At 59.2% G+C, this 11,841-nt stretch carries 11 protein-coding genes; 8 read left to right on the forward strand and 3 right to left on the reverse strand.

Annotated elements, in window-relative coordinates; genetic code table 11:
• The first annotated feature begins 8 nt into the window (after nucleotides 1-8).
• A complete protein-coding gene (gene priA, locus BDD14_RS22670; protein WP_130423515.1) occupies nucleotides 9-2,501 on the forward strand; it encodes a replication restart helicase PriA in 2,493 nt (830 codons plus the stop codon).
• 145 nt (nucleotides 2,502-2,646) lie between these two features.
• On the opposite strand, the gene BDD14_RS22675 is transcribed toward priA, so the two are convergent.
• Nucleotides 2,647-2,916, reverse strand: coding sequence for an HU family DNA-binding protein (locus BDD14_RS22675; RefSeq protein ID WP_022844174.1), 270 nt, complete (start codon nucleotides 2,914-2,916; stop codon nucleotides 2,647-2,649).
• A gap of 258 nt (nucleotides 2,917-3,174) precedes the next feature.
• Here BDD14_RS22675 and dcd point away from each other — a divergent pair, with 258 nt between their 5' ends.
• The 7 genes from dcd (at nucleotide 3,175) to BDD14_RS22710 (ending at nucleotide 9,519) form a co-directional block, all read left to right on the forward strand.
• The gene (gene dcd / locus BDD14_RS22680; protein WP_130421478.1) at nucleotides 3,175-3,729 is read left to right on the forward strand and encodes a dCTP deaminase; all 555 of its coding nucleotides are present in this window, start codon (nucleotides 3,175-3,177) and stop codon (nucleotides 3,727-3,729) included.
• Between the two features lie 97 nt (nucleotides 3,730-3,826).
• Nucleotides 3,827-4,471: a response regulator transcription factor gene (locus BDD14_RS22685; RefSeq protein WP_242618137.1), complete on the forward strand. Its 645-nt coding sequence runs from the start codon at nucleotides 3,827-3,829 to the stop codon at nucleotides 4,469-4,471.
• A 292-nt stretch (nucleotides 4,472-4,763) separates the two neighbouring features.
• Nucleotides 4,764-5,465 (forward strand): lipid-binding SYLF domain-containing protein, encoded by a 702-nt coding sequence (locus BDD14_RS22690; RefSeq protein WP_130421482.1) that lies wholly within the window; start codon nucleotides 4,764-4,766, stop codon nucleotides 5,463-5,465.
• 173 nt (nucleotides 5,466-5,638) lie between these two features.
• Nucleotides 5,639-6,502: a lysophospholipid acyltransferase family protein gene (locus BDD14_RS22695; RefSeq protein ID WP_130423517.1), complete on the forward strand. Its 864-nt coding sequence runs from the start codon at nucleotides 5,639-5,641 to the stop codon at nucleotides 6,500-6,502.
• A gap of 1 nt (nucleotide 6,503) precedes the next feature.
• Nucleotides 6,504-7,457: a UDP-3-O-(3-hydroxymyristoyl)glucosamine N-acyltransferase gene (lpxD, locus tag BDD14_RS22700; RefSeq protein WP_130421484.1), complete on the forward strand. Its 954-nt coding sequence runs from the start codon at nucleotides 6,504-6,506 to the stop codon at nucleotides 7,455-7,457.
• Nucleotides 7,458-7,471: 14 nt separating this feature from the next.
• Nucleotides 7,472-8,110, forward strand: a complete 639-nt coding sequence (locus BDD14_RS22705; protein ID WP_130421486.1) for a hypothetical protein — start codon at nucleotides 7,472-7,474, stop codon at nucleotides 8,108-8,110.
• Nucleotides 8,111-8,289: 179 nt separating this feature from the next.
• Complete coding sequence (locus BDD14_RS22710) at nucleotides 8,290-9,519, forward strand: GGDEF domain-containing protein (RefSeq protein WP_130421488.1); 1,230 nt, start codon at nucleotides 8,290-8,292, stop codon at nucleotides 9,517-9,519.
• A 19-nt stretch (nucleotides 9,520-9,538) separates the two neighbouring features.
• On the opposite strand, the gene bshB1 is transcribed toward BDD14_RS22710, so the two are convergent.
• Nucleotides 9,539-10,255, reverse strand: a complete 717-nt coding sequence (gene bshB1, locus BDD14_RS22715; RefSeq protein ID WP_130421490.1) for a bacillithiol biosynthesis deacetylase BshB1 — start codon at nucleotides 10,253-10,255, stop codon at nucleotides 9,539-9,541.
• Nucleotides 10,256-10,334: 79 nt separating this feature from the next.
• Complete coding sequence (locus BDD14_RS22720; protein WP_242618138.1) at nucleotides 10,335-11,798, reverse strand: hypothetical protein; 1,464 nt, start codon at nucleotides 11,796-11,798, stop codon at nucleotides 10,335-10,337.
• Between the last annotated feature and the right edge of the window lie 43 nt (nucleotides 11,799-11,841).

The following is an 11,841-nucleotide window of genomic DNA, read 5'->3' on the forward strand; positions in this document are numbered from 1 at the left end:
TGAATACTGTGTCTCGTTACGCTGATATCGCGCTTCCGGTTCCCCTGGACCAGACGTTCACCTATGAGGTGAATGGGGTGGTGCCGGTGGTGGGGGCACGCGTGCTGGTTCCATTCAGCGGGCAGAGGCTGATGGGTGTCGTGATGCGCGTGCATAACGATGCGCCCGAGGGAGATTTTGAGGTCAAGCCAATCCAGCAGATTCTGGACGATGTGGCCGTGCTGCCGGATGAGCTGATCGAGCTGGCCCGATGGATCGCTCAGTATTATGTCGCTCCGCTGGGCGAGGTTCTGCGCGGGATGCTTCCTCTAAGCGCGGAGGTGAAGCGGCAGTTCCTGTATCGCATCACCGAAACGGGCAGGAAGGTCTTGTACGAGGGAGCGGCGAAGGGAGCCTCGCGGCGATCGAAGTTGAGTCCGGAGGAGCAGAACCGGGAATATGCTGTGCTGAATTATCTGGAGAGTGGGGAAGAGGCGAAGCTGTCGGCGTTGCGCTCTGCGACCAGTGCGAATAAGGCTCTGTTGGAAGGGATGGTCCGGAAGAAGTGGCTGGTGCGGGAGGCAGTCGCCGAGGAGCGCGACGCACGGCGGCTGGAGAAGGTGGCTGTGCTGGTGGAGGATGCACGGCTTCCGAAGCTGAATGCCAACCAGACGGCCATCCTGGCGGAGCTGGCGGCTGTTGGCGGAAGGATGCGTGTGCGCGATCTGAAGGAGACGCTGGGGCGCGCTGGGGTGCCGGAGTCCACGCTGGGTACTCTGGTGAAGCGGGAGCTGGTCCGTGTGGAGGAGGTCGCGGAGGCGTTTCATTTTGGCGGCGTGGGTTCGTACGGCAAGAAGCATGCGCATGAGCATGCGCTGAACGAGACCCAGATGGAGGCGCTGGGAACGATTGCAGCAGCGATGGCGAAGGGTGGCTTCGCGCCGCATCTGCTGTACGGCGTCACGGGCAGCGGCAAGACAGCGGTGTACTTTGCGGCGATGCGGCGAGCGCTCGATGCGGGGAGGTCGGCGCTGCTGATGGTTCCGGAGATCGGTTTGACGCCCGCGATGACAGGACAGCTTGTAGCCGCCTTTGGCGATGAGGTGGCCCTGTTGCACTCGCAGCTTACGCCGGATGAGCGCGCGGAGCAGTGGCACAGGATTCGACGCGGCGAGGCGCGGGTGGTGGTGGGGACAAGGTCTGCGGTGTTTGCGCCGGTGCGGGAGCTGGGGCTGATTATCGTCGATGAGGAGCATGACGGAAGCTACAAGCAGGAGGAGACGCCGCGCTACCACGGCCGCGACGTGGCTGTGATGCGGGCGAAGCTGAAGGATGCGGTGGTGGTGCTGGGGTCGGCGACGCCTTCGCTCGAGAGCTGGTCGAACGCGGAGAAGGGGCGTTACGCACGGATCGAGATGCGCACGCGGGTGGCGAACCGGCCGCTGCCCGCGGTCGAACTTGTGGACATGCGAGATGAGTTCCGCGAGACGGGGCAGGAGCAGATCTTCTCGCGCCGGCTGATCGAGGAGACCGAGGCGACGATCGCTCGAGGCGAGCAGGCGATTATTCTGCTGAATCGGCGCGGCTACTCGTTCGTGGTGATGTGCCGGAGCTGCGGCGAGAAGATCGAGTGCGAGAACTGCGCGATCTCGATGACGTACCACAAGCCGGTCAGCGGCAACGATGCTATCGCGCAGCCGGGGCAGCGGCTGGAATGCCATTATTGCGGCTTTCGGCGCGGGGTTCCGAAGGAGTGCCCGAAGTGTCAGAGCGAGCACCTCTACTTTCTGGGTGCAGGATCGCAGCAGGGCGAAGAGCGGCTGCAGGAGATCTTTCCGCAGGCACGGATCGGGAGAATGGACCGGGATACGGTGCGGGGCCGCAGCGATATGGAGCGCATGCTGGCTCGGCTGCATGCCGGCGAGATCAACCTCCTGGTGGGCACGCAGATGATCGCGAAGGGGCACGACATTCACGGTGTGACGCTGGTCGGCGTGGTGGGTGCGGACTTCGCGCTGGGACTCCCGGACTTTCGGGCGGCGGAGAGGGTGTTTCAGTTGCTCACGCAGGTCTCCGGGCGCGCGGGGCGGGGAGAGTTGCCGGGCAAGGTCCTGGTACAGACCTATCATCCGGATCATTACGCGGTTAAGTTCGCGGCGGGACATGATTATCCGGGGTTCGTCGCCAAGGAGATGCAGTACCGGCGATGGATGCACTATCCGCCGTTCGGTGTGCTGGCAAATGTGGTGGTGCAGAGCGAGAGGCTTGAAGAGGCGACGGGATGGTCCGCGCAGTTGGGGAGATGGTTTTCCTCTACTCGTTTGGAGAAGGTTCGAGTGCTCGGTCCTGCAGCGGCGCCGATCTCGCGGCTGAAGCGAATCTACCGCTATCACTTTGTGCTGAAAGGGGAGAGTAGAAAGGCGCTGAGTGAGGCTTTACGGGCGATGCTCAGATTCGCCGACGCACAAGGGATCGTGCGCCGGAACCTGGTTGTGGACGTGGACGCGCTTCACCTGATGTAGATAGCACAGCAGGCGTGAAAGAAGCGTCCGGCCAGTCGCCGACGTTACGGCGACAAACAACCGGGTTCCGTGCGGGCACGGGTTTGCAAATCTTTTCCGGCTGGGACTCTTTCGATGCGCAACGGTGCCAGAGGCCTAGGCAGAGCTAGTTCAGCAGATGCAGTTCTTTTCCAGGCTTGAAGCGAACTGCTTTGCCAGGCGCGATAGTGACCTCGGCCCCGGTCCGCGGATTGCGACCGATGCCTGTCTTTCTCGGCTTGACGGTGAAGACGCCAAATCCCCGAAGTTCGATGCGGTCGCCAGCGACCAACGTCTGCTTCATGCTCTCGAAAATAGCGTCCACCGCAGCCTCTGCTTTCGTGCGTGGCAGGCCGGTGCGCTCAACAACCCTCTGTATTAAGTCCTGCTTTATCATTATGGGCCGCCGTCCTTTGGGCTGTAGATTTTTGAAAATGTTGATGAAATCGATATCGACCTGGTTTAGTAACGTGATGGTAGAAATTCATGACCCGGTTGTCAACGACAGATCGCTGCCGTAAGATGAAGAATCTAATGACGCAAAGAGTACCTTGCTCAATGCCCGGCTATTTTGCCACAAGCAGGGCAGCGCTCGCGATAAATTGTTAGACGAAACATTCATCCAATGAAGGAAGAAGAAGGGAAGTAGAGCCGAGTGGCCATCAAAAGCGACCGTTGGATTCGCCAGCAGGCGAAGGAAAACGGAATGATCTCCCCGTTCAGCGAAAAACAGGTTCGTGAGGGCGTCATCTCCTACGGCTTATCCTCCTACGGATATGACCTGCGGGTTTCCGACGAGTTCAAGATCTTCACGAACGTGAACAGCGCGATTATCGATCCTAAGGCTTTTGACGAGCGATCGTTCGTGACGGTGGTGTCAGAGAGCGTCATCATTCCGCCGAACTCGTTTGCGCTGGCGCGGTCTATTGAATACTTCAAAATTCCGCGGGATGTACTCACAATCTGTGTGGGCAAGTCGACCTATGCCCGCTGCGGAATCATCGTGAACGTAACTCCCTTCGAACCGGAATGGGAGGGATACGTCACGCTGGAGATCTCCAACACGACGCCTCTGCCTGCGCGTGTCTATGCCAACGAAGGACTGTGCCAGATCCTGTTCTTTCAGTCCGACGAGTCTTGTGAGGTCAGTTACGCGGACCGAAAAGGCAAGTATCAAAAACAGCAAGGGATCGTTCTCCCGAAGCTTTAGAGCACTGGGCCACGCACAAAAGGAAACACATTTTCTGTACGGGATCTGAAGGTCGCGTATCTGGCGCTCTTTGGATGTTCCCGAATCGTTCGAGGCCATGACAGAGATAAAGCAGGGCGAGCCGTTTCGTATCGGTCTGATTGCTACCGATCCGCTGCGGGTGCTGGGATTGCAGACGATCGTCGCAGAAGGTGGCGCGTCGGAGGTCGTCTCGGTAGCCGGGCCCGGTGCTTTGGACGCGTCGGGAGTCTCCCTGGTCATGATCGACGCAGCTTGTACGGACCATCTGTTTGAGCTGCTGGAGACCTTTCGACGGTCACGGCCGCATCTGCGTCTGGTGGTGGTTGGACTCGAGGAGAGTCACGAACATATCCAGAAGGTGATCGGTGCCGGAGCAAAGGGCTATCTGACCCATACGGCGCGAGAGAACGAGATTCGGCTGGCGATTGAGATTGTGCGGGACGGGTCCGTCTGGGCTCCGCGGAAGGTGCTGGCGCGTTTGCTGGAGGCTTCCGCGGTTGAACGGAGAAACGTAGCTCCGGAGCCAAAGTTCACCGACAGGGAGACCCAGGTGTTGCAGCTGCTGGTGGCGGGACGGCCAAACCGCGAGATTGCAGAGGCTCTTGGGATCGATGCGGCGACAGTGAAAGCCCATGTGGGACGCCTGATGCGAAAGATGGGTGTAGATAATCGCATTGCCCTGAGCGTTCAGGCGGTAAATCGTAACCTGGTGGCGAAGTAAGGCCGCGGTTACCTTTTGGGCAGGGCCGCGCGAAGGTCTATATACCTCCGTACCGTTGTAGTTACCTCCTGCTTCAGGCACTCTTTTCCTAAGCAACACAGACCTGGGAGAGGGGTTGTAGAGAGCGCGCCTGGCGATACAGGCACTTCTCTACAACCCCCATTTTTTTTGGGTGGGGGAACGTTGAGAGAGCAAGCAACGTCCGTTTGATGGAATACATCAAACATCTTATTGTAAACAAAGTATTTATTGATCCTCGCCCGAGGAAGAGAAAGTAGGCCTAAGTATGTGGATGAAGTATTTATCTGGGGTTGCATGTAGTGTTGCGCTAATTTTCAGCTCGACCGTTGCCTCCGCAGCGACGGATAAAGCCAAGCTGGTCGAGCGATTGCAGGATGCTCAGGCCGTGGTTACTCAGATTATGGCGGCGCCGGATAAGGGCATTCCTTCCAGCATTCTGTCTGGAGCAACCTGCCTCGCGGTGATCCCAAGCTTCAAAAAGGCGGCTTTCGTCGTAGGCGCTCAGTACGGTCAGGGTGTCGCCACCTGCCGGACCTCACATGGTTGGAGTGCGCCTTCCTTCGTACAGCTTGCGGGAGGAAGTTTTGGGTTCCAGATTGGCGGTCAGGCCACCGACCTGATCATCGTCGCGATGAACGAGCAGGGACTTCAGGACATGCTGAAGAACAAGTTCAAGATCGGTGCCGATGCAGCGGCCTCTGCCGGTCCGGTTGGACGCAATGCGCAGGCAGGGACGGATTGGAAGATGAACGCGGAGCTGCTGACCTACTCCCGAAGCAAGGGACTGTTCGCCGGGATTGACCTGGATGGAACGGTGCTGTCGCAAAACGAAACTGACACGCGCGTGATGTATGGCAATGCGATTCCTTTTGAGACGATTCTGAAGGGCAACCAGGTGACGCCCGAGGAGGCGCGGCCCTTTGTCCGTACCGTCGCGAAGTATTTTGTCGAGGCGCATGCAGAGAACAAATAAAAGCAGGATGTCTGTAGAAGGGCGGCCATCGCGGCCGCCCTTGTCTTTGCCGGAATGCACGAAAAAGGTTTCTGCTCCATTAGACTGAAGGCTTGAACGATGCGATAGAAAGAGAGCCCGCGCCAGCCACGGCGACCCTGCGCGAGCGAGTGGAGTTTGCAGCGGTATGGACGATGGTCCGCCTGCTGGGTGCGCTGCCGCGGGGTGTGGCACGAGGGGCTGGAGCGGCAATCGGCGAGATCGCCTACTACGCATTGTCCCGGTTGCGGCGAGTGGGAATACGCAACCTGGAATTGGCCTTTCCCGAGATCATGGCGGATCGCAGGCAGCAGATTTTGAAAGAGGTCTATCGTAACCTCGGCTGTCTGCTGGCGGAGTTTTGCCTGATGGCGGGCTACACCCCGGCAAAGGCAAGTCGGTTTATCCGCTACGAGGGCCTGGAGAATTATCTGCGGGCACGCAGCGGGGGCAAAGGAGTTCTGGTATTGACCGGCCATCTGGGAGCGTGGGAGCTGTCGAGCTTCTATCACTCCCTGGGGGGCTACCCGATGGGAATGGTGATTCGCCGCCTCGATAATCCACTGGTCGATCGGTTTGTGAACCGGATACGGTGTCTCCACGGCAACCGGGTCATGCACAAGGACGACTTCGCGCGGGGCTTGCTTGCGTCGATGCGTGCAGGGGAGACGGTCGGAATCCTGATGGACACAAATATGACGCCGCCCCAGGGAGTCTTTGTCCCATTCTTCGGCATAGAAGCATGTACGGCCAGCGGGATGGCGCGAGTGGCTGCGAAGACGGGAGCTGCTGTCGTGCCCGGGTTTCTGTTGTGGGAGAAGGCGGAGCAGCGCTATGTACTTCACTTTGGCGAGGAACTGCCGGTCGTCCGCACCGGCGACGCGGAAGCGGACGCGCTCGAGAATACCGCAAGGTTTACCGCAGAGATCGAAGCATACATCCGGCGCTATCCTGAGCAATGGCTGTGGATGCACAGGCGATGGAAGACACGGCCCGAGGACGAGGGAGGGATCTACTGAGATGGCGGAGCTAAGCGCGATCGTGGAGTGGGTGAAAGGCTCGACGAAAGAGGAGGCGCGGCCGAATGCCGAGATCACTCGCGTCTCGGCCATGGAGGATGCGGAGAGGGATGCTGCCGTCTTCGCGTTGGACGAGAATGCTCTGAAGACAGCCATCGCCTCGCGAGCTGGATTGATCCTTGCGAATAGCAGGCTGAATCATCCCGATCGTGCGGTTACGGACGAGCGGGTCGTCTGGGTGCGGGATGCACGCTATGGGTTCGCGGTTCTGGCGCAGAAGCTGGCTGAAGGTTCGTTCCGTGCGGAGATTCATTCTACGGCTATGGTGGGTGAGGAGGTCGAGATCGGGCCAGACACTTCGATTGGTCCCGGTGTGGTGCTTGGCGAGCGGGTGAAGATCGGGCGGGCATGCCGGATCGATGCTCGGGTCACCATTTATCCGGGGGCCGTGCTGGGCGATGAAGTGATTGTGCAGTCCGGTGCAGTGCTGGGTTCAGCGGGTTTCGGTTATGCTGCCAGCCCCGAGACGGGAGAGTACGTGCTGTTTCCGCAACAGGGCCGCCTGGTGATTGAAGATCGCGTGGAGATTGGAGCGAACACGACGATCGACAGGGGCGCGCTTGGCGAGACCCGAATCGGCTACGGAACGAAGATCGATAATCTTGTGCACATCGGCCATAACTGCAGGATTGGAAGAAATGTTGTTATCGCTGCGCAGACGGGCATCTCCGGTTCCAGCGTGGTGGAAGATGGTGCAGTTCTGGGCGGACAGGTTGGAATCGGAGAGCACGCGACGGTTGGCGCTGGAGTTATCCTCGGTGGGGGAGCGGGCGTGTTAAGCGGCAAAAAGATGCAGGGTGCGGGACGGGTGTTCTGGGGCAGGCCGGCGCGACCCCTGAAGGAGTACCTTCGTGATTTGGCGCGGTTGAGGCGTGGTGGCGATCCGCGAGCGTAGTTGGAAGGTGTGTCATGGCAGTGGTCGTGGTAGGTGGACACTCACGAAACATCGGTAAGACCAGCGTCATGGAGGGGCTGATTCGTGGGATGCCGTGGATGCATTGGACGGCCTTCAAGGTGACGCAGTTCGGCCACGGAATGTGCTCGGCCAATGGGGAGCCTTGCGATTGCGAGACAGCCGAACATGCAGTTGCGGTGAGTGAGGAAAGAGATGCGTCGACCGGGACGGACTCGTCACGATACCTGGCCGCGGGAGCAGTCCGATCGCTGTGGGTAAGAACGAGAATGGGCGATCTTGCAGAGGCGATGCCACGTATCCGCAAAGAGCTTGAGAAAGCTGAAAACGCCGTCATCGAGTCCAACAGCATCCTGAGGTTTCTGCGGCCAGACCTTTACTTGAGTGTTCTGGACCCGGAGGTAGACGATTTCAAGGACTCGGCTCGTCTTTACCTTGATCGAGCGGATGCGGTTCTTATTCCTGACGGAGCGCTGGGCCGTCCAGCGTGGAAGGGAATTTCGCTGAAGTTGATTCAAGGGACTCCGGTGCTGGCCATGCGGCCGCCGGAGTATGTCACCGCTGAGATGTTGGAATTTGTTCAACGACAACTTCAGTCCTCGCTCAATCGACGTAAAAAACTTCAATCGATTTAAAAAACGGTGCTTGGGATTTATGCCCGTTGGGGTTTATGCTTCTGCCTTCAGTGAGTTGCTAGAAAGATTCCTCTGTAACAAAAATAGCCCAGGTTGAACAGTGAACTGGGTCGTATACGCGTAAGTGCCGATTTGTGAAGCGATGGCGAGGGTCCTGCTACGGTTCGGGGGCGGGCGCAATGGATACGGCGACACTGGTTCTGGCGAACGTTTTGTTATTCGCGTTATGCGCGGCTGTCATGTTAGTGAATGCCCGAATGGTGGGCGGCATGCGCGGCGCCGTATGGTTCGCTGGTGCAAATCTATGCCGCGGAACCTCGATGCTTGTGGCAGGGATGAGCTGGCTGCATCTGGAATCAGCCCGATTCGGAGAGGCTATCAGTGGCATCCTTGCCATGGCGGGGGTCCTGCTGCTTCATCAAAGCTTCGCGGAATTACTGGAGCGGAAAGCCATCCTGCGCGTGGTCCAGTTTGGCCTCACGGGAATTGTAACGCTCGCCCTCATCTACTTCATGGTGTTTCCAACGCAGTCACAGCTTCCAGGAGCCATGCTGTGCGCAACGTTGGGAGTGTTGCATGCGCTGGTGGCGGTTCTGGTCTTCCGTTTCTCGGATGAAGAAGTCGGTCCCGTAGGCTGGCTGACGAGTCTTGCGCTTGCAGGTTACGCGCTGATCCTCTTTGTGCGGGCTGTGGCGCGCGCCGATCTTAGCTGGTCGGGATATGTCGCCGAATGGGCACGTGCCGCCCCTGGATGGCTGATGGCATGCCTGATTACCAGCGCCGCCACGGCTTTCGGTTTCATGTCGCTCTCTACGGCAAAGCTGCGGGTGGAATTGTTGTGGAGGGCGCAGGTGGATGAACTGACGGGACTGCTGAACCGCTGGGCGTTGAAGCGGACCGCTTTGCGTGAGATTCAGAACTGTCGACGCTCGAATAGTTCGATGGCAGTGGTGATGATGGATCTCGACGGGCTGAAGATTGTCAACGATAGCAAGGGACACAGCTGCGGGGACGTGGTGCTGCAGGCCGTGGCAGGCGTGCTGCAGGAGACCGTGAGGGCCGGTGATTCGGTGGCGAGGATGGGAGGCGACGAGTTTTGCGTCCTGCTGCCGAAGAGCTCTCTCGAGGAGGCGATGATGGTAGCCGAACGGCTGAAGGAGGAGATCAGCGATCTTGTGATCCGATTTCGGGGTGACGTGGTCCAGACCAGCGCCAGCCTGGGAGTAGCTTCGTCCGATATCTCCGGCCTGCAGTGGCAAAGCCTGATCGATGACAGTGACGCCGCCTTGTATCACGCGAAACGCAAAGGGAAGAACAAGGTTATCGCGGCGGCTCCCGCCTGGATGCCGGAGATGATCCAGGAGAGATTTGCCGGAGAGCAAGACAAGGGATACTCCGATTCCATCTAGGCAACGCGCAGAGAACCCCTTAGATCGACTGGACGGGAAGCAGCATCAGGTCGTCGACCAGACCGACTTCTTTCTGCACGAAGGGCTCAGCGTAGCGGACACCTGCGAGCAGGCCATAGTGCCGCGCGCTCGAGAAGGTGCGCTCGCGGATGTCGTCTTCGGGGACGAAGAGTCCCCCGCCCGCTGGCTGGTTCGCATACTGAGAACGGTAGGCGAGAAGCGACTGCAGGCGTTGCTCGACGTACGGCGTGATATCGACGACGAAGGATGGACGTACATCGGCATAGAGGGAGGCGTAGAGAATCTTGTACGGGCGATGCGGAGGGAGGGTGCTCCCGGGGATCGCAAGCTTGCTCAGGCCGCTGGCGAAGCAGGCCTCATAGCCGAGCGTGGCAGTCGTATAGTGATCCGGATGGCGGCCCTGCCAGTAGGGGAGAATAACAACGCGCGGGCGAAGCCGCCGGAGGACCCCGGCGATCTTGATTCGGTTGGACTGCGTGTTCTCGACGTTGCCGTCCGGAAGATCGAGGGCCTCGCGATGCTCTACCTTCAGAATCCTCGCGGCGGCTTCGGCCTCGGCTTGACGTTCCTGCGCCGTGCCCCGCGTGCCTGACTCCCCTTGAGTCAGGTCGAGGATGCCGGTCTTCCAGCCCTTGTCGTGCATCGCCAGCAAGGTGCCGCCGCACGTCTGTTCCACGTCGTCACGGTGCGCGGCAATGGCGAGAATATCGAGCATAGAAAATTGGAAGAAACGATTGTGGGAGATCGAAGACGATCTCCCACAGAGCTACCCTTGCAGTCTTGTTCCCGGTGAGCTAATTGGCCGCATTGGTTGCCGCATCCATGAAGGCGACATCCAGCGCGGTGCCCTGGACCGTGATCTGGGAGTTGTTGATCTCCGAGCCGTCAGCGGTGTTGAATGCGTGAACCTGCCCGCCGTAGGCGGTGTACATCTTGTTCCAGCCCTGTACCCAGCACAGTCCCGTGAGGTCACCATAGTAAAACTGGTTCTCGTTGGCGTTCGGGTACGGCACGCTGGAGGTAGGATCAGCGGGGTTGACGTTGGGCACCACCATGGTGCTCTTGGCGCCGATGTCATAACGGGTCAGGCAGTTGTAATTCTGGTTGAGCTTGGCCCGCTCCCCGGTAGCGCAACCCTGCGAGCCAATCCAGAGCGTGTTGTTGTCTCCGAAGAGCATTTTGGTGTGATTTCCGTCCGAGATGGAGTATTGCCCCGTGATCGTGTTCGAAGACAGATCCATCGTAGAGAGAAAGCCGGCGAAGAGCCCGTCGGGCTGCAGTTGCTGGCCGGAAATATAGAGCGTCGTTCCGTCGGAAAGGACGGCGGTCGCGCCTCCCGGCACGGGAACGCTTCCTGTAACCGGCGATGGATATGGCGTGGAGGTGGGGTAGCTGTCGACGCGCAGATTGCCCTGCGGCATCATGGTGATGCTCGAAGTGGTGCCGCCACACTCGGGACCGCAGTTCAACACATAGGCGGTTGTGCCATCGAGCGAAAAGTACGCTCCCACGGGACGATCGAGACTCGGGCTGGTGGAGCTGTCGGGAACCGGGAGAGCGCACCAGACCGGTACGTTATAGGGCTGGCAATCGGCCGCGCCAGGAATGAAGCCCTGATTCTGGTTCAACCGCACTAGGCGATACAACGTATTCGAATTGCGGACCATCGCCAGTATGACCGAATCGCCCGAATTGGCGGCCACGCGGTACACATTCGGAAGATTCAGATAGTAGGTCTGTCCGTTTGTGTTGTCGATCACAGTAAGAACACCGAGAGAAGAGACCGCGGCGTACACGTGGCTGAAGCTGACCGGAACCGCGATGGAATCAGCCTTTCCCGGCAGTGCGCCACCCGAGCCCGCCACTGCTTCCGTGCTGTAATTGACCTTGGTGAGGCTTCCATCGGAGTTTGAGTAGACGTAGCCGATCACCTGTTCCGGGAAGTTGAAGATCATGTTCGGATACCCGGATGAATAACCCGAGATCGGGAAGGTCGAGTTCGGGTTGAAGATGCTGTTGCGGATATCGCGGTTCGCGTCCAGCATCTGCAGGGCACCCTGGGTGCCATTGACCGTGAGGCTGACCAGAACCCGTGTGGCGAGCTTGCTGGGCGGAACCGGCCGGTTGGCAAACGGATATTGCGGAAACTTGTAATACCGCGTTCCGCAGGACGATAGGCCGAGAGTAACGATCGCGATGACAAGGCCGCAGAAGAACTGGGCGCAGAACGAATGGGAAAGGGAACTTCTGATCTTCAACGGTGACTGACTCCGAACTGCGCTGCAAGTGTGGGGGTGGGCG

Source organism: Edaphobacter modestus (genome assembly GCF_004217555.1).
In the GTDB taxonomy this organism is placed as follows: domain Bacteria; phylum Acidobacteriota; class Terriglobia; order Terriglobales; family Acidobacteriaceae; genus Edaphobacter; species Edaphobacter modestus.

Excerpts from the sequence above, each read along its gene's own strand:
- BDD14_RS22675 (WP_022844174.1), bottom strand. The coding sequence starts at position 2,916 with ATGATAAAGCAGGACTTAATACAGAGGGTTGTTGAGCGCACCGGCCTG.
- BDD14_RS22685 (WP_242618137.1), top strand. The coding sequence starts at position 3,827 with ATGACAGAGATAAAGCAGGGCGAGCCGTTTCGTATCGGTCTGATTGCT.
- BDD14_RS22690 (WP_130421482.1), top strand. The coding sequence starts at position 4,764 with ATGAAGTATTTATCTGGGGTTGCATGTAGTGTTGCGCTAATTTTCAGC.
- BDD14_RS22695 (WP_130423517.1), top strand. The coding sequence starts at position 5,639 with ATGGTCCGCCTGCTGGGTGCGCTGCCGCGGGGTGTGGCACGAGGGGCT.
- lpxD (WP_130421484.1), top strand. The coding sequence starts at position 6,504 with ATGGCGGAGCTAAGCGCGATCGTGGAGTGGGTGAAAGGCTCGACGAAA.
- BDD14_RS22705 (WP_130421486.1), top strand. The coding sequence starts at position 7,472 with ATGGCAGTGGTCGTGGTAGGTGGACACTCACGAAACATCGGTAAGACC.
- BDD14_RS22710 (WP_130421488.1), top strand. The coding sequence starts at position 8,290 with ATGGATACGGCGACACTGGTTCTGGCGAACGTTTTGTTATTCGCGTTA.
- bshB1 (WP_130421490.1), bottom strand. The coding sequence starts at position 10,255 with ATGCTCGATATTCTCGCCATTGCCGCGCACCGTGACGACGTGGAACAG.